The following is a 21,803-nucleotide window of genomic DNA, read 5'->3' on the forward strand; positions in this document are numbered from 1 at the left end:
GAAGCCCCCCTGTTGCGACGTGCTTGCGGGTGCTGCTGCCAAACGCTGGCCCCTTGGGGGCTATTTCACCCGCCAAGGGTCCCCACGTTTTACTTTACCCTGCAGAAAACTTACATTAATGCGGTTAAAAGTCCGTATTCGAATCAAGCAGGATTTTCCATGTACATGTCCACGTCAGAGATTCGCGCTGCGTTTCTCGAGTATTTCCGCACCCAGGGACACCAGGTTGTCTCTTCCAGCTCGCTGGTACCGCACAACGATCCGACCCTGCTGTTCACCAACGCAGGGATGAACCAGTTCAAGGACGTGTTCCTTGGCGCCGACAAGCGTGCCTATCACCGTGCCACCACGGCCCAGCGTTGCGTGCGGGCTGGCGGCAAGCACAATGACCTGGAAAACGTCGGCTATACCGCCCGTCACCATACCTTCTTCGAGATGCTGGGCAACTTCAGCTTCGGTGACTACTTCAAACAGGACGCTATCCGGTTTGCATGGGAATTCCTGACCGGTACCCTCAAGCTGCCCAAAGAGCGCCTGCTGGTGACCGTCTACGCGACTGATGACGAAGCCTTCGACATCTGGGAAAAAGAGGTCGGCGTGCCGGCCGATCGCATCGTGCGCATCGGTGACAACAAGGGTGCTCCTTATGCATCCGACAACTTCTGGGCCATGGGCGATACCGGCCCATGCGGTCCCTGCACCGAGATCTTCTACGACCACGGCGATCACATCTGGGGTGGCCCTCCCGGTTCACCGGAAGAGGATGGCGACCGCTTCATCGAGATCTGGAACGTGGTCTTCATGCAGTTCAACCGTCAGGCTGACGGCACCATGGAGCCGCTGCCCCGTCCGTCCGTGGATACCGGCATGGGTCTGGAGCGTATCTCCGCCATCATGCAGGGGGTGCACTCCAACTATGAGATCGATATCTTCCAGGCGTTGATCAAGAAGGCGGCCGAGATTGTCGGCACCACGGATCTGAGCAACCAGTCCCTGCGCGTCATTGCGGACCACATCCGTTCCTGCGCCTTCCTGGTGGCTGACGGTGTCATGCCCTCCAATGAAGGTCGCGGCTACGTGCTGCGCCGCATCATCCGCCGCGCCGTGCGTCACGGCCGCAAGCTGGGTGCTACCGACGTCTTCTTCTATAAGCTGGCTGCCGAGCTGGCCGTACAGATGAAGGATGTGGCGGCGGAACTGATCGCCCAGCTGCCGCTGGTCGAGCGAGTGTTGCGCATCGAGGAGGAGCAGTTCGTCCGCACGCTGGACAGAGGTCTGCTGCTGCTGGAAGACGCCCTGGCCAACCTCGGTGATGCCAAGGTGATCCCAGGTGAAGTGGTGTTCAAGCTCTATGACACATACGGCTTCCCGGCCGACCTGACCGCCGACGTGGTGCGCGAGCGCGAGATCGGCATCGACGAAGAGGGCTTCAAGGCTGAGATGGAGAAGCAGCGCGCCCGTGCGAAAGAGGCTTCCAGTTTCGGCGTGAACTACAACGACGTGCTGAAGCTCGATTTCGAGACCCCCTTTACCGGTTACAAGCAACTGAGCCAGAACACCCAGGTGGTCGGTATCTACAAGGATGGTGTCGAGGTCAATGGCCTCATCGCCGGTGAAGAGGCAGTGATCGTGCTGGCGGAGACCCCCTTCTATGCGGAGTCCGGCGGTCAGGTGGGTGACAGCGGAATCCTCAAGGTGGATGACGGCATCTTCGCCGTCACCGACACCCAGAAAGCGGGCCAGGCGATCATCCACAAGGGCTATCTGGAACTGGGTACCCTGGAGAAGGGAGCCGAGGTCGAGGCCGTGGTCGATGGCGACCGTCGTCAGGCCATCGCCCTTAACCACTCCGTGACTCACCTGCTGCACGCGGCCTTGCGCCAGGCGCTGGGTGAGCACGTGACCCAGAAAGGATCCCTGGTGGGCGCCGAGCGCATGCGCTTCGACTTCTCCCACTTCGAAGGGCTGACCATGGCGACCATTCGCCGGATCGAGGAGCTCGTCAACGCCCAGATCCGTGCCAACCACGAGGTGGCCACCCAGCTGATGGGGCTGGAAGAGGCCAAGTCAGCCGGTGCCATGGCGCTGTTTGGCGAGAAATATGAAGACGATGTGCGCGTGGTACGCATGGGCGACTACTCCACCGAGCTGTGCGGCGGTACTCACGCCAAGCGCACCGGTGACATCGGCTTCTTCAAGATCATTGCCGAGAGCGGCATCGCGGCTGGCGTGCGCCGTATCGAAGCGGTCACCGGCAAGAGCGCCATCGATCTGATGCACCAGCTGGGTGAACAGATCGAAGAGGCCGCCGCGCTGGTGAAGGGCGATCAGTTCTCCATCGCCGACAAGGTTCGCCAGGTACTGGACAAGGCCAAGATGATGGAGCGCGAGCTGGAACAGCTCAAGGCCAAGTTGGCGGCGCAGGCGGGTAACGACCTGCTGAGCCAGGTCATCGACATCAATGGCCAGAAGGTGCTGGTTGCCGCCCTGGAAGGGGTCGACCCCAAATCCCTGCGCGGTATGCTGGACGAGCTGAAGAACCAGATGAAATCCGGTGTCGTGCTGCTGGCAACCAGCAGTGATGGCAAGGTCAACCTGATCGCGGGCGTGACCAATGACCTGACAGGCAAGGTCAAAGCTGGTGAGCTAGTCAATCTGGTGGCCCAGCAGGTGGGTGGCAAGGGCGGTGGTCGTCCCGACATGGCACAGGCGGGTGGTACCCAGCCTGAGGCGGTGCCGGCGGCGCTGCAATCCGTTCACTCCTGGCTGGAAGAGCGCCTGTAAGCGGGCGAGGTGATCTGTGGCACTCTATGTACAGAAGTACGGTGGCACCTCGGTCGGCACGCTGGAGCGGATCGAGGCAGTTGCTGAGCGGGTTCAACTGACCCGTGCCCAGGGACATGACGTGGTGGTGGTGGTCTCTGCCATGTCGGGCGAAACCAACCGGTTGCTGGGCATGGCCCAGCAGCTGGATCCGGATGCCAACCGGCGCGAGATGGATGTGCTGGTCTCCACCGGTGAGCAGGTCACCATTGCACTGCTGGCGATTGCGCTCAACAAGCGCGGTTGTCCGGCGGTCTCGATGACCGGTGATCAGGTTCGCATCCACACCGATTCCGCCCATGGCAAGGCGCGCATCACCCACATCGACACCGAGCAGGTTCAGGCCGAGCTGGGTGCGGGCAGGGTGGTGGTGATCGCCGGCTTCCAGGGCCGTGATGAGCACAATGCCATCACTACCCTGGGACGGGGCGGGTCGGACACCACGGCGGTTGCCGTGGCGGCAGCCATCAAGGCCGATGAATGCCAGATCTTTACCGATGTGGATGGGGTCTATACCACGGATCCGCGCATCGAGCCCAAGGCGCGTCGCCTCGATACCATCACCTTCGAGGAGATGCTCGAGATGGCGAGTCTCGGAGCCAAGGTGTTGCAGATCCGTTCGGTCGAGTTCGCGGGCAAGTACCGCGTGCCGCTAAGGGTGCTGTCGAGTTTCGTCGACGGAGAGGGAACCTTAATCACATATGGAGGTGAGAGGATGGAAGCACCCCTGGTATCCGGCATTGCGTTCAATCGCAACGAGGCCAGCCTGACCATTCTGGGTGTGCCGGACAGGCCGACCGTGGCCGCGCAGATCCTGAATCCGATCAGCGACGCCAACATAGATGTCGACATGATAGTGCAGAACACCATGGGGGATGGCACCGCCGATTTCACCTTCACGGTGAATCGCGATGATTATCGCCGGGCCCGCGCCTTGCTGGAGGAGACCGCCAGCGAGCTGGGGGCCGCCTGCGTGCAGGGCAACGGAGAGATCGCCAAGGTCTCCATCGTCGGGGTCGGCATGTGGAATCATCCTGGTGTAGCGCGCACCATGTTCAAGGTATTGGGTGAGGAAGGGATCAACATGCAGCTGATCTCCACCTCTGAAATCAAGATATCCGTGGTGATTGACGAGAAGTACCTGGAGCTGGCCGTGCGTTCGTTGCACTCGGCGTTCGGGTTGGATCAAGAGCCTAATGAGCAGCCCTTGGGAAACAATCCCTGATTGATTTAGTTTCAACCATTTACCATATCGGTATCTTTGTAAGATAATGGCGCATATCGATATAAATACAAAACAGGATACAGGAGCAAGCGAATGCTTATTTTGACTCGTCGTGTAGGGGAAACCCTGATGATTGGTGACGAAGTAACCGTTACCGTACTGGGCGTAAAAGGGAACCAGGTTCGTATCGGTGTGAATGCACCGAAAGAGGTTTCCGTACACCGCGAAGAGATCTACATGCGGATACAGGCCGAGAAAGTCCCGGGCCAACCGAATTTCTAAGCCATTTCATGGCTGCCTGAAGGCGACATCCCGGATGTCGCCTTTTGTTTTTCAGGGGCCAGCAAATCGGCCTGCAGAGCCCGAAACTACTGGGTAAGTGTCGATATTGCTTGAATATTCCACTCTTTGGCCAAATGCTGAGCGAACGCTCTGTTTTCTCCAAAAAAGTGTTTGACTAAAAATCCCTGTGAAGTATTATCAGCCCCGCAAACGGAGAGGTGGCCGAGAGGCTGAAGGCGCTCCCCTGCTAAGGGAGTATGCGGCTTATACCCGCATCGGGGGTTCGAATCCCCCCTTCTCCGCCATTTTGCGCCCGTAGCTCAGCTGGATAGAGTACCTGGCTACGAACCAGGTGGTCAGAGGTTCGAATCCTCTCGGGCGCACCATATTTGACTCTTGGAGTCATGTGTTGACCATCAGCAAGTCGACACTAAAGAAGGCTTACTGTTGAGTAAGCTTTTTTTATCGTTTGAAAACAGGGCGCCCGTAGCTCAGCTGGATAGAGTACCTGGCTACGAACCAGGTGGTCAGAGGTTCGAATCCTCTCGGGCGCACCATTTCAAGCAATACAATGATTTATGAGCGCCCGTAGCTCAGCTGGATAGAGTACCTGGCTACGAACCAGGTGGTCAGAGGTTCGAATCCTCTCGGGCGCACCATGTTTAAAGCAGTGCAACAATTTATGAGCGCCCGTAGCTCAGCTGGATAGAGTACCTGGCTACGAACCAGGTGGTCAGAGGTTCGAATCCTCTCGGGCGCACCATATTTCAAGCAGTGCAACAAGTTGTGAGCGCCCGTAGCTCAGCTGGATAGAGTACCTGGCTACGAACCAGGTGGTCAGAGGTTCGAATCCTCTCGGGCGCACCATACAGACAGCCTCGACGTCAGTCGGGGCTGTTTTTTTATGGGCGATATCCTCCTCCCCATCATGGGGTTGCCTCTCTCGTGTCCTTCTCCCTGACGCTCCCACGGGGGACGGTTCCCCCTTGCTGCACGTGCCCCCGGGTCACCACTCTCCACGTGTCTTGCCTGGCAGGCTGCTGACGCATCCCGTGGCCGTGCCTGTGGCGACCTGGGGGCCCGAACCATGCGCATCTATGCTGTACGGGGCTGGCGCCCTCTGGCGGCCTGCTAAGGCGTTTGGCTGGCAATAAAAAAGGATGCCGCGGCATCCTTTCATGTCTTCGTGGAGAGAATCAGCTTTTCAGCCACTTGCGGATGCGGTTGGCATCCCCGACAGGGGTGCGTTTGCCCACCGAGTTGAGCAGTACGATGGCGAGCTCCTGACGATCCGGTTTGGCACGCATCAGCAGGCAGCGACCCGCTTCGTCGGTATAGCCTGTCTTGGAGAGGCGTACATCCCAGTCCGGGTTCTTCACCAGGGGGTTGGTATTGTTGAACATCAGGCTGTAGGCCGGCTTGCGAAAGCGCATCTCCCTGCTGGTGTCCTGGGTGAATTCACGGATCAGCGGCTGTCGATAGGCCGCAGAGAGGAGCTTGGCCAGATCCTGGGCGGTGGAGACGTTGCGGGTGGAGAGACCGGTGGAGTCATAGTAGCGGGTGTTGCGCATGCCGAGCTGTCTGGCCTTGTTGTTCATGGCGCGGATGAAGGCTTGGCGACCCCCCGGGTAGTGGCGGGCAAGCGCCGATGCCATGCGGTTCTCGGAGGACATCAGCGCCAGATGCAGGGCGTCGCGGCGGCTGACCTGGGTGCCCATGCGCACCCGTGAATAGGTGTGCTTGATGTTGTCCCTGTCGTTCTGATCGATGGTCAGGGTCTGATTGAGGTTCTGGCGTGCATCCAGCACCACCAGCGCCGTCATCAGCTTGGTGAGGGAGGCGATGGGGCGCACCCGGGTGGGGTTTTTCTGATACAGGGTCTTGCCGGTGTTGACGTCCATCACCAGGGCACTGCCCGACTTGAGCTGCAGCTTGGCCGGGTCGGGGGTCGCCAGGGCTGTCTGCGAACCCAGCAGTCCCATCAATCCACCTACCAGCGCGATTGCGCGAATCCAACACCCCATACAACCAACTCCATCCACAGCGAAAAAAGGCGCTAGATTCACTCATTTTTGCCCCTGCTTTACAAGAGCGAGCTGGGGGAATTCGCCACTATTTTCCATAAAAAAGGGCCGCCTGTGGGCGACCCTGTGGTTTGTCTCACTCTCTGGAGACGCCGGGCTTGCGTCTGCTCCACCAGCGCCAGACCAGAGCGATGAGGCCGCCCACCAGCAGCACGACCGGCAGGTAGAGAATGACGCTGAGAAACTGGGACTCATACTGCGCGGCCAGCTTGGTGTGGCTCAGGTAGTAACCCAGCCCGACCAGGGGGCAGATCCACATGATGGAGCTGATCAGGTTGACCACGAGGAAGCGCCCCTGGGGGATCTCGTTGGCGCCGACGATATAGGGGTAGGCGGTACGCACGAAGGCGATGTAGCGGGCGGTGATCAGGGTGATGATGCCGTACTTGTTGAGCAGGTAGTGCACCTTCTCCTTGTGCTTGTCATCGAGGTGGGACATCAGCCTGTGATACATCCGGGTGTGGCCGAGGAAACGCCCCTGCATGTAGCCAAGCCAGGTACCGACGAAGGTCGCCATGATCAGCAGCGGGACCACCGCCATCGGCAACACCCCCTGATAGATCAGCACGCCGGTCAGGATCAGCAGGGTATCCCCTGGCAGGAAGGCGGTGGGGATAAAGCCATTCTCGAGCACCAGGAAGGTCAGCAGGACGACATAGACCATGAAGACCATCTTGGGATCAGAGAGTGTCGCCAGATCCTGATGCATAAAGGCGTGAGCCAGGTGGTAAAACTGCTCCATACATGCAAACTCCGCAGGTTAGCTGGGTTGGTCGGTCAAGGGCATGGCAAGTACCTTGTCGATGCGCAGGCCGTCCATATCCACGATTTCCAGTTGCCACTGTTCCAGGGTGACCAGGTCTCCGGTCTGGGGAAGGCGGCCAAGGAGCAGCATGATAAGCCCTCCAAGGGTGTGATAGTGATGTTTTTCTTCTTCCGGCAGACGAACCAGCTCCAGACAGTCCTTCAATTCTGGCAGTGGAATGAGGCCGTCGAGCAGCCAGCTGCCGTCGGCGCGCTGGAAGGCCCAGTTGTCCTCCCCATCTTCCTGCTGGAAGTCGCCGGCCAGGGTTTCCAGCAGATCCTGCTGGGTGACCAGCCCCTGCAGCTCGCCATATTCGTCCACCACCAGCACCATGTGCTCGGAGTGGGTACGGAAGTGGTTGAGCAGCTCCAGGCCGTTGAGGGTCTCCGGCAGCAGGCTGCCGTCCTGGGTCAGCGCCGCCAGATCGATGGGCTCTCCCTTGATGTAGGCGTGCAGCACCTTGCTGACGTTGAGGATGCCGACGAGATCCGACAGGCTGCCGTCACAGACAGGGAAGAAGCTGTGGCGATACTCCACCAGACGTTGGAGGTTCACTTCCAGCGGCAGTGACAGGTCCAGATAGCGGATGTCGCTGCGCGGCACCATCAGGGAGGCCAGGCTGCGTTCGTCGAGGCGGAACACGTTGCGCAACATAGTGTGCTCATGGTCCTCGATCACCCCCGCTTCGGAGCCCTCCACCAGCATGGCGTGGATCTCCTCCTGAGTGACGTTGTTGCTGCTGCGCTGATCGACCCGCAGCAGCCGCAGGCTGGCGTTGGTGGAGGCGGAGAGCAACCAGACGAAGGGACGGGTCAGGGTCGCCAGCCAGAGCATGGGGCGGGCTACCAGACAGGCAATGCGCTCGGCGCTGAGCTGTCCGAGGCGTTTGGGCACGAGCTCCCCTACCACGATGGAGAGATAGGTGACCAGCACGACCACGATGACGGTGGCGAGCAGGCTGCTGCTCTTGGGGGAGAGCCCCCACTCCTGCAGCCAGAGGGCGAAGGGCTGGGCCAGCAGGGACTCGCCATAGATACCGTTGAGCAGGCCGATGCTGGTGATGCCGATCTGCACGGCGGAGAGGAAATGGGTCGGATCTTCCCCGAGCTTGAGGGCGATGGCGGCGGAGCGGCTCCCTTCGCTCGCCATTTTGGCGAGGCGTGCCTTGCGTGCCGTCACGATGGCGATTTCCGACATGGCGAAGACGCCATTGAGCAAAATCAATCCAAACAGGATCAATATTTCCATACTGCAGCAGCACTCCCGATAGAAAAGACCGCTGGCAGTGTAATGAATTTGCGGGCTCTGCGCTTGTGAAAGGAGGTGATTTGGCTCGTGAATTTTTGAATATCGCCCCGGCGGGAGGGATAAAACTGCGGGGCAGGAGAGGGAGAACTGAACCCATGACATGAAAAAGCCCCCGATAAACGGGGGCTTGTCATGTTGCGCTGTGGCTTAGAGCGCGGCGATCTCGGCCTGCTGGGCTTCCAGCTTGGTCAGCTGGAGACGGTAATCTTCCAGCTTCTCGCGCTCCTTGATGATGACCGCTTCCGGCGCCTTGGCGACGAAGGCCTCGTTGCCGAGCTTGCCTTCGATGCGGCCGCACTCGCCCACCAGACGGGCCACCTCTTTGGCCAGACGGGCCAGTTCGGCTTCCTTGTCGATGAGACCGGCCATCGGGATCATCAGCTCGGTGGCACCGATCAATTTCTTGACCGACAGCGGGGCGGTTTCACCGGCCGCCAGTACGCGAATGGATTCCAGACGGGCCAGCGACTTGAGGAAGGCCTCGTTGTCAGCGGCGCGCTGGGCATCCTTGGCATCGCACTGGAGCAGCACGTTGAGGGGCACGCTCGGGGCCACGTTCATCTCGGCGCGGATGTTGCGGATGCTGACGATGAACTCCTTCACCCACTCCTGATCCGCCATCGCGGCGTCGTCCACCTTGGCGGCGTCGAATTCCGGGAAAGCCTGAATCATGATGGTGTCGGCGTGTACGCCAGCCAGCGGGGCGACCGATTTCCAGATGGTCTCGGTGATGAACGGGATGATCGGGTGAGCCAGGCGCAGCAGGGTTTCCAGCACGGTCACCAGGGTGTGGCGGGCAGCGCGCTGCTCGGCCTCGGAACCCTTGGTCAGCACCGGCTTGGTCAGCTCCAGATACCAGTCACAGAACTGGTTCCAGATAAATTCGTACAACACGCCTGCCGCGATATCGAAGCGGTAGGTATCGAGGGCGGTACGGAAGTCACGGATGGCCACTTGCAGCTGGGACTGGATCCAGCGATCCGCCAGGCTGAACTGCATCTCGCCACAGGCAAAGCCGCAATCCTGATCTTCGGTGTTCATCAGCACATAGCGGGAGGCGTTCCACAGCTTGTTGCAGAAGTTGTTGTAGCCATCCAGGCGCTTCATGTCCCAGTTGATGTCACGACCGGTAGAGGCCAGCGCCGCCAGGGTGAAGCGCAGGGCGTCGGTACCGTGGGCATTGATCCCTTCCGGGAACTGCTTGGCGGTGCGCTTGGCGATCTTCTCGGCCATCTGCGGCTGCATCATGTTGCCGGTGCGCTTCTCCAGCAGGTCTTCCAGGGAGATGCCGTCGATCATGTCGAGGGGGTCCAGCACGTTGCCCTTGGACTTGGACATCTTCTGGCCTTCTTCGTCACGGATGAGGCCAGTGATATAGACGGTCTTGAACGGGACTTGCGGCTGGCCGTTCTCGTCCTTGATGAAGTGCATGGTCATCATGATCATCCGGGCAATCCAGAAGAAGATGATGTCGAAGCCGCTCATCAGCACGTCGGTCGGGTGGAAGGTCTTGAGCGCCTCGGTGTTGTTCGGCCAGCCCAGGGTGGAGAAGGTCCACAGGGCGGAGCTGAACCAGGTGTCGAGCACGTCTTCGTCCTGGCGCAGCACGGTCACGGACGGGATGCTGTGCTTGGCGCGCACTTCCTCTTCGTTGCGGCCCACGTAGACGTTGCCGGCATCGTCATACCAGGCCGGGATGCGGTGACCCCACCACAGCTGACGGGAGACGCACCAGTCCTGAATGTCGCGCATCCAGGAGAAGTACATGTTTTCGTACTGCTTCGGCACGAACTGGATGCGGCCATCTTCCACCGCCTCGATGGCGGTCTTGGCCATGGGGGCCACGTGGACGTACCACTGGTCGGTCAGCATGGGCTCGATGGGCACGCCGCCGCGATCGCCGTAAGGCTGTTGCAGCACGTGATCCTTGATCTCGGCCAGGAGGCCCAGCTCGTCCAGCTTGGCGACGATGGCCTTGCGGGCGGCGAAGCGCTCCATCCCGGCGAACTCGGTCGGCAGGGCGGCGTCATAGGCGGTGCTCGGGTTGCCATTGGTATCGACCACTTCGGCCTCGGCACGCACGTGGGCGTCCAGGGTGAAGATGTTGATCATCGGCAGGTTGTGGCGCTTGCCCACTTCGTTGTCGTTGAAGTCGTGGGCCGGGGTGATCTTCACGCAGCCGGTGCCCTTCTCCATGTCGGCGTGTTCGTCGGCAACGATGGGGATCAGACGGTTCACCAGCGGCAGCAGGATGTGCTGGCCGATCAGCGCCTTGTAGCGGGGGTCTTCCGGGTTTACCGCGACGGCGGTATCGCCCAGCATGGTTTCCGGACGGGTGGTGGCGACGATCAGGTAATCCTTGCCTTCGGCGGTCTTGGCGCCGTTGGCCAGCGGGTAGCGAAGGTGCCACATGTGGCCCTTGATCTCGCGGTTTTCCACTTCCAGGTCGGAGATGGCGGTGTTGAGCTTGGGATCCCAGTTCACCAGACGCTTGCCGCGGTACATCAGGCCGTCTTCGTACAGGCGCACGAACACTTCCTGGACGGCGGCGGAGAGGCCCTCATCCATGGTGAAGCGCTCGCGCTCCCAGTCCACGGAGTCACCCAGACGGCGCATCTGACGGGTGATGGTGCCGCCGGACTCTTCCTTCCACTGCCAGATCTTGTCGATGAAGGCTTCCCGGCCGTAATCGTGGCGGGTCTTGCCCTCTTCTGCGGCGATCTTGCGCTCAACCACCATCTGGGTGGCGATACCGGCGTGGTCGGTACCTGCCTGCCACAGGGTGTTCTTGCCCTGCATGCGGTTGTAGCGGATCAAGGTATCCATCAGGGTTTGCTGGAAGGCGTGACCCATGTGCAGGCTGCCGGTGACGTTCGGCGGCGGGATCATGATGCAGAAGGAATCTTTGCTGGTGTCGCCGTGGGGCTTGAAGTAGCCCTGGGCTTCCCAGTGCTGGTAGAGCGCCTGTTCGATGGCGTTGTGATTAAAAGTCTTTTCCATGGTCTCGCCGTATTCTGGATGGATGGATTCTGGTGTTGATTCGTCGTGGATCGAGGGTGGCACAGTCAGGGCTGCGCCGGATCCGGTGCGGCAAGGACGGGCTGATCCCTCATCTCGAGGGTATGGCCCGCCTGGCGATAGTGCTTGTAGCGCTCGCGGGCTTGCTGCTTTTGCGTTTCGTCAGTGGGGACAAAATCTACCACTTGAGCGAAGTGTCCTGCAAACAAAGGTGTCTGCCGGGCCAGGTTGATGAGGCAGGCATAGCGCCGCCGTGGCGGCTGATGGCCTATCTCCACTGGAGCCTGACCGCTCTCCCCCTGCAACTGGTGCGGCACGAAGCGATCGGGCGGCAACTGCCACAACAGCTCGTCCAGACGCAGGGCCTGGGCCTCGTCCTCGCACAGCAGATAGAGGTGGCCTGCGCTCCAGCCATCGGCCGCAAGCTGGCAGGCGAGGCGCTCGACGGCGGAGGCATCCGCATCATCGGGCTGGCTCATCAGGTAAAAGGTCACTTGGCTCATCAGGTCGGTCCCGTTTGGCTGTGACGGACAGCGATTGGCCGTCTTCGGGAGCCGCGTCTGGCACGGACTTCCCGGATTCTCTCAATGAAACAAGGAAGAGGCAGGCCTCTTCCTTGTGATACAGGGTAACGCCTTCTCGCATCGCTCTTCGAGTCGATGGATAAGGGAATCACTCCTTGTCTTCGACGTCCGCCACGCCGGCCCGGTTGAGCAGGAACTGGGTCAGCAGGGGCACAGGACGGCCGGTGGAACCCTTCTCCTTTCCGCTCTTCCAGGCGGTCCCTGCGATATCCAGGTGGGCCCAGTTGTATTTCTTGGTGAAGCGCGACAGGAAGGCAGCGGCGGTGATGGTACCGGCCGGACGGCCACCGATGTTGGCCATGTCCGCGAACGGGCTTTCCAGCTGCTCCTGATACTCGTCGAACAGGGGCAGGCGCCAGGCGCGATCGCCGGCCTGTTCGGAGGCGTTGAGCAGCTCGTGGGCCAGGGGGTTGTGGTTCGCCAAGAGGCCAGAGGTATGGTGGCCCAGGGCGATGATGCAGGCACCGGTCAGGGTCGCCACATCGATCACGGTCTCGGGATCGTAGCGGTCCACATAGGTGAGGGCATCGCACAACACCAGGCGGCCTTCGGCGTCGGTGTTGAGCACCTCGACGGTCTGGCCGGACATGGTAGTGAGGATGTCACCGGGGCGGTAGGCGTTGCCCCCCGGCATGTTCTCGCAGCCCGCCAGCACGCCGATGACGTTGATGGGCAGCTGCAACTGGGCCAGGGCGTGCATGGTGCCGAGCACAGAGGCGGCGCCACCCATGTCGTACTTCATCTCGTCCATTCCGTCTGCCGGCTTGATGGAGATGCCGCCGGAGTCGAAGGTCAGCCCCTTGCCCACCAGCACGATGGGCTTGGCGTCGGCGTTGCCCTTGTACTCGATGATGGCCATCATGGCTTCGTTCTCGGAGCCGCGGGCCACTGCCAGGTAGGAGTTCATGCCGAGCTCAGCCATCTCCTGCTCCCCCACCACCCTGGTGGTGATGTTGTCATAGGCATCCGCCAGACGGCGGGCCTGGGAGGCGAGGTAGGCGGGATTGCAGACGTTGGGCGGCATGTTCGCCACGTCGCGGCAGATGCGCACCCCTTTCGCCACGGCCAGGCCGTGATTGATGGCGCGCTCGCCTATGGTCAGTTCCCGACGCGTCGGCACGTTGAAGACCAGCTTGCGCAATGGACGGCGCGGTTCGGCCTTGTTGGTCTTGAACTGATCGAAGCTGTAGAGGCCCGCCTTGGTGGTTTCAACCGCCTGACGCACCTTCCAGTAGGTATCCCGACCCTTGACGTGCAGCTCGGTCAGGAAGCAGACCGCTTCCATGGAGCCGGTTTCGTTCAGGGTGGTGATGGTCTTGTTGATGATCTGCTTGTACTGGCGCTCGTCGAGTTCGCGCTCCTTGCCGCACCCGACCAGCAGTACGCGCTCGCTGAGCACGCCCGGAACTTGATGCAGCAGCAGCATCTGGCCCGGTTTCCCTTCCAGGTCGCCACGGCGCAGCAGCGAGCTGAGGTAGCCGTCGCTGATCTTGTCCAGCTGTTCGGCAACCGGAGAGAGGCGGCGGGGCTCAAAAACGCCGACAACGACGCAGGCACTGCGTTGCTTCTCAGGACTGCCACTCTTTACACTGAACTCCATGGAATCTCCTACATCCTAAAGACAAAAGGCACCATTTATTGAATAATGCGGTGCTTGTTGGGGTATCAGAGGCGGAGCGAACAGTCACAGGCTCCGCAGTTCAAACTGGTAAAAATCCAATATAGGGCCCTATTTTTCAGGCATTCGACTAAAAACACAAGTTTACTTGGGAATGACTGTGATCGTTTTCCGATATTTGTTCAGGGAGACCCTGAAAACCCAGCTGGCGGTGCTGTTCGTGCTGCTGCTTATCTTCGTCAGCCAGCAATTTATCCAGATCATTGGCGATGCCGCCGATGGTGAGGTGCCGACGCGCCTGGTATCCACCCTCCTGCTGCTCAACCTGCCGAATATGGCGTTGTTGATGCTGCCTATCAGTCTGTTTTTAGCCATTCTGTTTGCTCACGGCCGTTTGTACGCGGAAAGCGAGATGACGGTGATGCACGCGGTGGGTTTCAGTCACCGTTTCATCATGGGCAGCGCCCTGGTGCTGGCCTTGCTGACCGCCGCCGTCGCGGCGTTCAACACCGGCTGGGTCGCCCCCCAGGCCAAGGAGCGGGAGTACCAGGTGATCGACGAGTTCAAGGCCGATCCCGGTATCTCTTTCCTGCAGGCCGGCCGCTTCATGGAGCTCGACAAGGGGCGCCTGGTGGCCTACATCCAGGATCTGAACGACAAGGGGTCGGAGTTGCAGAAAATCTTCGTGCTGCAACGGGCCGAGGGTGGCTCACCCCCGTCAGTGGTGGTGGCCAACGAGGGGCAGGTGACCGCCGACAGCAACGGCTTGCAGTGGCTGACCCTGACCGATGGCTCGCGCTACGAGGGGCATTTCACCGGCAAGCAATTCCAGGTCTCGGAGTTCCGTGAATACAGCCTGGTGATCCGCCAGCAGGAGATGGAGCGATCCAACCGCAAGGCGGCGGCCAAGCCGACCCTGGCATTGCTCGGCACCCAGGACAACCAACTGATGGCCGAATTGCAGTGGCGCCTGTCGCTGCCCCTCTCCATCCTGGTGCTCACCTTCCTGGTGGTGCCGATGGCGCGGGTCAATCCCCGTCAGGGGCGTTACGCCAAGCTGCTGCCGGCCATCCTGCTCTATCTCTCCTATTTCCTGCTGCTCAGTGCCGCCCGGTCGGCCATCGACAGCGGGCGTCTGCCCCACTGGCCCGGGATGTTCCTGGTGCCCCTGGTCTATCTGCTGCTGATAGGGTTGCCTCTCAACCTGCAGGGCACCAGCTGGTGGAACGGGGTCAAAGGGCAATTTTTCAAGAGAAAGTCAGCATGATGCTGCAACCTGGGAGTCTCTGCTGATGTTCGGCATTCTCGATAGATACATAGGCAGGGTCATCTTCATGTCGATCCTGCTGTGCGAGCTGACCCTGGTCGGGCTGGCCGCGCTCATCAAGTACGTGGAGCAGTTGAAGGCGGTCGGGGAAGGTAACTACGACATGCTCAACGCCCTCTACTACGTGCTGCTCTCCATGCCCAAGGAGGCGGTGCTCTTCTTCCCCCTGGCTGCCCTGCTCGGTGGCCTCATCGGTCTGGGCCAGCTCGCGACCAGCTCCGAGCTGGTGGTGATGCAGGCGGCGGGACGCTCCAAGATCAGCATCGTCATGGCGGCGCTCAAGACCGCCATTCCCCTGATGCTGCTGGTGGGGCTGATGGGAGAGTACGTCGCACCGGCCGCCAAGCGGATGGCGGATGACATCAAGGCGGGGGCCATGTCGGAAGGGCGGCTTACGGTCTCGGCCTACGGGGTCTGGGCACGGGATGGCAACAACTTCGTCAACATCAACGGGGTGCGCAACGATGGCGCCCTGACCGGCATCACCCTCTACCGCTTCACTCCGTCCCGCAACCTGATCGACGTGGTGCAGGCGAAGGAGGGGGTGTTCGAGGATCACCACTGGCTGCTGAAACAGGTGCACATCACCCGGTTTGACGATCCCACCCGGATCCAGGACGAAGAGCATGCCCAGATGGCCTGGCAATCCGAGCTGACCCCCAAGCAGCTCGGGGTGGTCAGCATCGATCCCGAGAACCTGCCCATCTCGGGGCTGCGGGACTACATCGGTTATCTGGATGCCAACAAGCAGGATGCCGGACGCTACAAGCTGGAGATGTGGCGCAAGCTGCTCTCACCGCTCTCCGTGGTGGCCATGATACTGCTCGCCTCCTCCTTCATCTTCGGCCCGCTGCGTTCGGTGAGCATGGGGGCGCGGATGCTGATGGGGATCATGACCGGCTTCGCGGTCTATGTTAGCGACAGGGTGTTCGGCCCGGTCAGCCTGGTCTATGCGGTCCCGCCCATCCTCGCGGCCATCGCACCCAGCCTGCTGTTTGGCGGCATCTCCTTCTATATCCTGAGCCGCAAGCAGTAGCGGCCTGAAGGAGGCGGGCTGCTGACAAAAGGCGGCCATTGCTCTCGATGCACCGTTTCCGTCAAGGTTCTGGGCTGCAAGCACTCAGTTCTGGTCAACAAAAAGGGCACCTCGGGGTGCCCTTTTTCGTTGCCGCCTTGGGATCAGCGATTGAGCTGCTCCAGGTTTTCCGCCTTGCCGAGCACCACCACCTCGCACTCGGCCCAGATGTCCTGGAAGGCGCGGGGGCGGGCGCGATTGAACACACACAGCAGGTTGCCCAGGCCAAAGGCCGAGGTGGCGAGCCGGATCAGGGCCTGGGTGACGCGAATGTTGCTGCCGTCCAGGTTCTGGATGCGCAGGCGCCAGGCCCGCATGCCGATGGTCTGGCCGGCGCGGACCCAGAACCAGGTGTAGAAACCGCAGATGACGAAGGCCAGCCAGGCGCTGTAGAGGGGGCTGGTGAGCAGCCAGGCGGCATCCTTGCCCTCGGGAACGTGCGCCATGCCGGTGGCCAGCAGCAGGTGGGCCACCCCCATGCCGATGAAGCCGGCGATGATCAGCAGGGCAATCACCACCAGATAGTCATAGAGCAGGGCGCCGAGACGGCGCAGCAGACCGGCGGACGGATGCCGGGGAGCAGGCTGGAGAGGGGGGGGGGTCTTGCGCTTGGCCATGATGATTATTCCATTAATATGATGCGGGCATTCTATGTAACTGGCCTGGCATCGGCAAGGCGTTGAATAAATGAGCAAACAACGGTGGGGGCAAGAAAAACACCTTGCATGGCCAAGCGCCATTCGTATAATCCCTCGCAGCTGCCCGGGTGGCGAAATCGGTAGACGCAGCGGATTCAAAATCCGCCGTAGCAATACGTGTCGGTTCGAGTCCGACCCCGGGCACCATCAGATTCCATGACAAAAGGCCATCCTCGCGGATGGCCTTTTGTTTTTCCGGGCGGTGCGAAGAGGTGTACCCTCAGACCCACAGGCTCTCAGACATTCAGACCCACAGGCTGTCAGGCCATCAACCTCTCGGACTGCCATCCCCTCAGTCGATATTCTGCGCGATACGCCACAGCACGCCGGCGGGGTCGTACAGATAGAACTCCTTCATGCGCCACGGCTGGGTGACGAGCTCCGTGACCCGGACGCCGTAGCGGGCGGCGACCTGGCTCGCCTCCACTTGGGCCTGCCAGGCGGCCACGTCCTCCACCAGGAGGTGCATCATGAGCTGCTCGGCCAGCCCCGGGGGGTTGCCATCCTGCAGCAGGAAGCTTGCGTTGCCGAGATGAAAGTAGGCCACGCCGTCGCCATCGGAGGCCAGGGTAAAGCCGAGATCCTGATAGAACTGCTTTGACAGCGGGAAATCCCGGGCAGGCACGAACGCCTTGATTTCGGTCACGTTGAGATTGGGCATGGGCTCCTCGCTGCGCTGGGAACAGGGGAAGATGGCTTGCCAGTATGACCGGGCATTTCGGGGCAGGCTAGACGAATGGCGCGCGTTTGCACTCTTAAAGTGCTTGTGCCCCTTGGGTGGGGGGATATTGGCCGACAGCCTCATTTGATTTCACCATGGTATGGCCCATTTCATTTATTTCATAAATACCTTAGCGGGATAGATAAGCCTGCCAGGGTGACATCACCACGGGTTCGCCCCGTCATTGTGAGGCGATTGGGTCATCCTGGTGCATTTTCCCGGCAATGCACAGCCAAAGTGCGATTTTCCCCCTGTAACCGGGCATCGTGCGCCAAGATGGTGCGTGTTGAATGTGATAAAAACATAACGCCATGAAATAAAAGGATTATTTTTCTTGGCCTGCTTTATGCTTTCCCCATGTCATGTCGCCATGATGTCTCCGTGAGCCACACAGGTGCGGTGGGCAGGTGGCCAGGTTGGAAATGCATATCAGGAAATGGACCCGGATGCCGGGACGACAAGGAGAGGGCTGTATGTTCAAGAGACTCGTAATGACTGGCCTGCTGGCGCTGGCCGCCACCATGGCCGCCCCGGGCTGGGCCGAAGAGGTGGCCGCGCAGGCCGATGTGGTACAGGCGGCCGCGACCGTGACCATCAACAAGGGGGACAATACCTGGCTGATGGTGGCAGCGGCCCTGGTGATCCTGATGTCCGTGCCGGGCCTAGCCCTCTTTTACGGCGGCCTGGTGCGCGCCAAGAACATGCTGAGCGTGCTGATGCAGGTGTTCACCTTGTTCTGCCTCATCACCGTCCTCTGGGTGGTCTACGGCTACTCCCTGGCCTTCACCGAGGGCGGCGCCTTCTACGGCTCCTTCGACAAGGTGCTGTTGATGGGGGTGACGCCGGATTCCATCGCCGCCACCTTCAGCAAGGGGGTCGGGATCAGCGAGTTCATCTACGTGGTGTTCCAGGGCGCTTTTGCCGCCATCACCTGCGGGCTCATCGTCGGCGGCTTTGCCGAGCGGATGAAGTTCTCGGCGGTGCTGCTGTTCGCGGTGATCTGGTTCACGTTCGCCTATATCCCGATGGCGCACATGGTGTGGTACTGGGCGGGTCCGGATGCCTACACGGATGCGGCCGCCGCCGAAGCGGCCGGTGCCACCGCAGGCTATCTGTTCCAGCACGGCGCTCTGGACTTCGCTGGCGGCACCGTGGTGCACATCAACGCCGCGGTGGCCGGTCTGGTTGGGGCCTTCATGGTGGGCAAACGGGTTGGCTATGGCCGTGACCCCATGACCCCCCACAGCCTGACCATGACCATGATCGGTGCCGCCCTGCTGTGGTTCGGCTGGTTCGGCTTCAACGCCGGCTCCTCCCTCGAAGCCAACGGCACGGCGGCCCTGGCCTTCGCCAACACCTGGATCGCGCCGGCCGCTGCCGCCCTCTCCTGGACCTTCGCCGAGTGGGCGATGAAGGGCCGTCCCTCCCTGCTTGGCGCTGTCTCCGGTGCGGTGGCGGGTCTGGTCGCCATCACCCCTGCCGCCGGTTTCGTCGGTGTGGGGGGCGCCCTCATCATCGGCCTGCTCAGCGGTGTGGCTGGTCTGTGGGGCGTGCACGGTCTCAAGCGTCTGCTGGGGGCCGATGACAGCCTGGACGTGTTCGGCCTGCACGGGGTGTGCGGGATCCTGGGTGCCGTGCTGACCGGGGTGTTCGCCAGCCCGGATCTGGGCGGCACCGGGGTGTGGGACTATGTGACCAACCAGGTGGCCGAGGGGTACTCCATCCTGGCCCAGGTCAAGGTACAGGTCATCGGCGTGGGAGTGACCGTGGTCTGGACCGCCCTGGTCTCGGCCGTGGCCTACAAGCTGGTGGACCTGCTGATCGGTCTGCGGGTGAAGGAAGATGCCGAGCGCGAAGGGCTGGACGTGACCAGCCATGGCGAGAAAGCCTACAGCCATTGATCCTGCTGCCATGAATGTCATACCGCCGGCCCCGTCCGGCGGTTTTTTTATTGGGGCGAGGTGGCCAGGCTGCCCGGACCGGGCCGCTGGTGGCCGGGGTCGCTATTTGTGTTTGCGGGGTCTTTTATGCCTGCATTTTGGGCGGATCTCCGCTAAACTCTGCCACCCTTTATTCGGGGTCGCCGGGTCTGCCCCGTCGTCACCCTCTCTTTCATGCCTTCGGAGCCGCTCATGCCGTTAGTGGGACACCTACATCAGATCGATATTCTGGAACTGACCGACAAGGGGGATGGCAAGGGTCGCCTGTTCGATCGCCCCCTGTTTGTCGAGGGTCTGCTGCCCGGTGAGCAGGCGCTGGTCGAGTTGACCGAGGTCAAACCGAACTACCTGCACGGCAAGCTGGTCGAGTTGACCCAGCCGTCCGCCGACAGGGTGCCGGATTTCTGCCCCAACACCGAATGCGGTGGCTGCCAGGTGCGCCCGCTGGCCTATCCGGCCCAGCTTGCCCTCAAGCAGAGCCTGGTGCAGAGCGCCCTGGAGCAGGTCGGGCTGGGTGAGGCCGTGGTCAACCCCATCCTCGGCATGGAGACGCCGTTTGCCTACCGCAACAAGGCCCAGTACGCGGTGCGTGGCAGCGAGGCGGGCGCCGAGATCGGCTTCTACCGCAAGCACTCCCATGACCTCATCACCGCCGATGATTGCGCGGTGCAGGACTCGCTGCACGTGGAGCTCAATGCCCGGGTACGCAACTGGATGCGCGAGCACGACATCGCGGCCTATGACGAGGTGGCCCACACCGGCTGCGTGCGCAACCTGATGACCCGCAAGGGCTTCAAGAGCGGCGAGCTGATGGTGGTGCTGGTGACCCTGGGCGAAGCGCTGCCGTTCGAAGCCGAGCTGCTGGCGGCCCTGGCGGATCTGCCGGTCACTACTTTGGTGCAGAACATCAACGAGGCGCGCACCAACCGCATCCTGGGTGACAAGAACCGGGTGCTGCTGGGCAGCGGGGTGATCCGCGACAAGATCCACGAGCTCGAATTCGAGATCTCGCCCCTCTCCTTCTTCCAGAACAACCCGAGCCAGACCGACGTGCTCTACTCCAAGGCGCTGGAGTATTGCGAGCTGACCGGCAGCGAGACGGTGTTCGACATCTATTGCGGCATCGGCACCATCTCCCTGTTCCTGGCAGGCAAGGCCGCCAAGGTGGTGGGGATCGAGTCGGTGGAGAGCGCCATCAGCGACGCCCGTCGCAATGCGGCCCTCAACGGCATCGAGCAGACCGAGTTCCACGTGGGCAAGGCGGAGCAGCTGATGCCTGCCCTGTATGCCGACGGGGTGAGTGCCGACGTGGTGGTGATGGATCCGCCCCGCAAGGGCTGTGACAAGGCGGTATTGCAGACCCTGGTGGCCATGGCGCCGCGCCGTCTGGTCTATGTCTCCTGCAACCCCCAGACCCTGGCCCGGGATCTCGCCTGGCTGGTCAAGCAGGGTTTCGTGTTGGACGAGGTGCAGCCGGTAGACATGTTCCCGCACTCCATGCACGTGGAAGCCGTTGCTCGCCTGAGCCTGCCAGCCAAGGCCTGATCGTCGCTCGGGATCTTCCCCTCGCGCGATGCAGGTGGAAGCGGTCGCCTGCCTGAGCCTGTCAGCGAAAGCCTGATCGGGCCGAGGGCGTGGCGTTAGCCAGATGGCTCTGATAAAAACGACTCCTGAGGGAGTCGTTTTTTTATGGTCGTGGTCGGCAGAACCACCAGGCAGGGAGGTCGGCGTGATGATTCGTATGGCAGGGGTGGAGGATGCGGCGGCGCTGGACAGCTTCTTCGGGCAACTGGACAGGGAGACCCGCTTCATGCTGTATGAAGCGGGAGAGCGCCCCTCGGACATCGCGGGGCAGCGCAGGCGGCTCGAGGCCATGGCCGCGGCCCCCAATCAGGCCATGTGGTTGCTGGAGCTGGCGGGGGAGGTGCAAGGGTTTGCCGCGCTCCTTGGTGGCGGCCTGGCACGCAACCGCCACTGCGCCCTGGTGGTGATGGGGCTGCGTTCGGGGGCGCGCGGGCAGGGATGGGGTGAACGGTTGCTGCGCACCCTGATCGCGACCGCGAGGGATCTCGGTATCCACCGGCTGGAGCTGGGAGTGATGGCCCACAACGAGGTGGCCCACGCCTTGTATCGCAAGTGCGGGTTCGTGGAGGAGGGGGTGAGACGGCAGGCCTATCGGCTGGACGAGGGTTATGTGGACGAGATTTCCATGGGGCTGTTGCTGCCGCTGGACAGGCCATGACGCCGCTGGCCCCGAGATGCTGGTCTGGGGCGCTGGATTGGGGCAGGCTTGTG

At 61.5% G+C, this 21,803-nt stretch carries 16 protein-coding genes and 7 tRNA genes; 15 read left to right on the plus strand and 8 right to left on the minus strand.

Annotated elements, in window-relative coordinates; translation table 11 throughout:
• Positions 1 to 159: 159 nt before the first annotated feature.
• From alaS to I6L48_RS06395, 9 genes are all read left to right on the plus strand, one after another.
• Positions 160 to 2,784, plus strand: coding sequence for an alanine--tRNA ligase (gene alaS, locus I6L48_RS06355; RefSeq protein ID WP_113069577.1), 2,625 nt, complete (start codon positions 160 to 162; stop codon positions 2,782 to 2,784).
• Between the two features lie 16 nt (positions 2,785 to 2,800).
• Positions 2,801 to 4,048, plus strand: a complete 1,248-nt coding sequence (locus tag I6L48_RS06360; RefSeq protein ID WP_113069578.1) for an aspartate kinase — start codon at positions 2,801 to 2,803, stop codon at positions 4,046 to 4,048.
• A 93-nt stretch (positions 4,049 to 4,141) separates the two neighbouring features.
• Positions 4,142 to 4,330 carry a carbon storage regulator CsrA gene (gene csrA, locus I6L48_RS06365; protein WP_005315760.1) on the plus strand — a complete coding sequence of 63 codons (189 nt, stop codon included), beginning with the start codon at positions 4,142 to 4,144 and terminating at the stop codon, positions 4,328 to 4,330.
• Positions 4,331 to 4,542: 212 nt separating this feature from the next.
• Positions 4,543 to 4,635, plus strand: a tRNA-Ser gene (locus tag I6L48_RS06370).
• Positions 4,636 to 4,639: 4 nt separating this feature from the next.
• Positions 4,640 to 4,716, plus strand: a tRNA-Arg gene (locus I6L48_RS06375).
• Between the two features lie 94 nt (positions 4,717 to 4,810).
• Positions 4,811 to 4,887 (plus strand) — tRNA-Arg (locus I6L48_RS06380).
• Between the two features lie 25 nt (positions 4,888 to 4,912).
• Positions 4,913 to 4,989 (plus strand) — tRNA-Arg (locus I6L48_RS06385).
• A gap of 27 nt (positions 4,990 to 5,016) precedes the next feature.
• Positions 5,017 to 5,093: transfer RNA gene (locus I6L48_RS06390), tRNA-Arg, on the plus strand.
• A gap of 27 nt (positions 5,094 to 5,120) precedes the next feature.
• Positions 5,121 to 5,197 (plus strand) — tRNA-Arg (locus tag I6L48_RS06395).
• A gap of 329 nt (positions 5,198 to 5,526) precedes the next feature.
• Here I6L48_RS06395 and pbpG read toward each other — a convergent pair.
• The 6 genes from pbpG to pepA all read right to left on the minus strand — a co-directional run bounded on the left by pbpG (position 5,527) and on the right by pepA (position 13,729).
• Positions 5,527 to 6,354, minus strand: coding sequence for a D-alanyl-D-alanine endopeptidase (pbpG, locus tag I6L48_RS06400; RefSeq protein WP_041214408.1), 828 nt, complete (start codon positions 6,352 to 6,354; stop codon positions 5,527 to 5,529).
• 136 nt (positions 6,355 to 6,490) lie between these two features.
• Positions 6,491 to 7,156 (minus strand): DedA family protein, encoded by a 666-nt coding sequence (locus tag I6L48_RS06405; RefSeq protein WP_010672956.1) that lies wholly within the window; start codon positions 7,154 to 7,156, stop codon positions 6,491 to 6,493.
• Positions 7,157 to 7,174: 18 nt separating this feature from the next.
• Positions 7,175 to 8,467, minus strand: coding sequence for a hemolysin family protein (locus I6L48_RS06410; protein ID WP_029313724.1), 1,293 nt, complete (start codon positions 8,465 to 8,467; stop codon positions 7,175 to 7,177).
• A 207-nt stretch (positions 8,468 to 8,674) separates the two neighbouring features.
• Positions 8,675 to 11,527 carry a valine--tRNA ligase gene (locus tag I6L48_RS06415; RefSeq protein WP_216987877.1) on the minus strand — a complete coding sequence of 951 codons (2,853 nt, stop codon included), beginning with the start codon at positions 11,525 to 11,527 and terminating at the stop codon, positions 8,675 to 8,677.
• 65 nt (positions 11,528 to 11,592) lie between these two features.
• Positions 11,593 to 12,048, minus strand: a complete 456-nt coding sequence (locus tag I6L48_RS06420) for a DNA polymerase III subunit chi (protein WP_010672959.1) — start codon at positions 12,046 to 12,048, stop codon at positions 11,593 to 11,595.
• A gap of 169 nt (positions 12,049 to 12,217) precedes the next feature.
• Positions 12,218 to 13,729 carry a leucyl aminopeptidase gene (pepA, locus tag I6L48_RS06425; RefSeq protein ID WP_010672960.1) on the minus strand — a complete coding sequence of 504 codons (1,512 nt, stop codon included), beginning with the start codon at positions 13,727 to 13,729 and terminating at the stop codon, positions 12,218 to 12,220.
• Between the two features lie 172 nt (positions 13,730 to 13,901).
• Between pepA and lptF the strand changes: the two genes are divergently transcribed.
• Entirely contained in the window at positions 13,902 to 15,014 is a 1,113-nt protein-coding gene (gene lptF / locus I6L48_RS06430) for an LPS export ABC transporter permease LptF (protein WP_216987878.1), read from the plus strand.
• Positions 15,015 to 15,039: 25 nt separating this feature from the next.
• Positions 15,040 to 16,110, plus strand: a complete 1,071-nt coding sequence (gene lptG / locus I6L48_RS06435) for an LPS export ABC transporter permease LptG (RefSeq protein ID WP_010672962.1) — start codon at positions 15,040 to 15,042, stop codon at positions 16,108 to 16,110.
• Positions 16,111 to 16,253: 143 nt separating this feature from the next.
• On the opposite strand, the gene I6L48_RS06440 is transcribed toward lptG, so the two are convergent.
• Positions 16,254 to 16,766, minus strand: coding sequence for an RDD family protein (locus tag I6L48_RS06440; RefSeq protein ID WP_216987879.1), 513 nt, complete (start codon positions 16,764 to 16,766; stop codon positions 16,254 to 16,256).
• 143 nt (positions 16,767 to 16,909) lie between these two features.
• On the opposite strand from I6L48_RS06440, the gene I6L48_RS06445 reads away from it, so the two are divergent.
• Positions 16,910 to 16,994 (plus strand) — tRNA-Leu (locus tag I6L48_RS06445).
• A 145-nt stretch (positions 16,995 to 17,139) separates the two neighbouring features.
• Here I6L48_RS06445 and I6L48_RS06450 read toward each other — a convergent pair.
• Entirely contained in the window at positions 17,140 to 17,508 is a 369-nt protein-coding gene (locus I6L48_RS06450) for a VOC family protein (protein ID WP_216987880.1), read from the minus strand.
• 533 nt (positions 17,509 to 18,041) lie between these two features.
• Here I6L48_RS06450 and amt point away from each other — a divergent pair.
• The 3 genes from amt (at position 18,042) to I6L48_RS06465 (ending at position 21,750) form a co-directional block, all read left to right on the plus strand.
• The gene (gene amt / locus I6L48_RS06455; protein WP_010673021.1) at positions 18,042 to 19,469 is read left to right on the plus strand and encodes an ammonium transporter; all 1,428 of its coding nucleotides are present in this window, start codon (positions 18,042 to 18,044) and stop codon (positions 19,467 to 19,469) included.
• Positions 19,470 to 19,700: 231 nt separating this feature from the next.
• Positions 19,701 to 21,053, plus strand: coding sequence for a 23S rRNA (uracil(1939)-C(5))-methyltransferase RlmD (gene rlmD, locus I6L48_RS06460; protein ID WP_113069583.1), 1,353 nt, complete (start codon positions 19,701 to 19,703; stop codon positions 21,051 to 21,053).
• Between the two features lie 187 nt (positions 21,054 to 21,240).
• The gene (locus I6L48_RS06465; RefSeq protein ID WP_180321021.1) at positions 21,241 to 21,750 is read left to right on the plus strand and encodes a GNAT family N-acetyltransferase; all 510 of its coding nucleotides are present in this window, start codon (positions 21,241 to 21,243) and stop codon (positions 21,748 to 21,750) included.
• Positions 21,751 to 21,803: the final 53 nt, after the last annotated feature.

This window comes from Aeromonas sp. FDAARGOS 1418, from assembly GCF_019048585.1.
GTDB lineage: Bacteria > Pseudomonadota > Gammaproteobacteria > Enterobacterales > Aeromonadaceae > Aeromonas > Aeromonas caviae.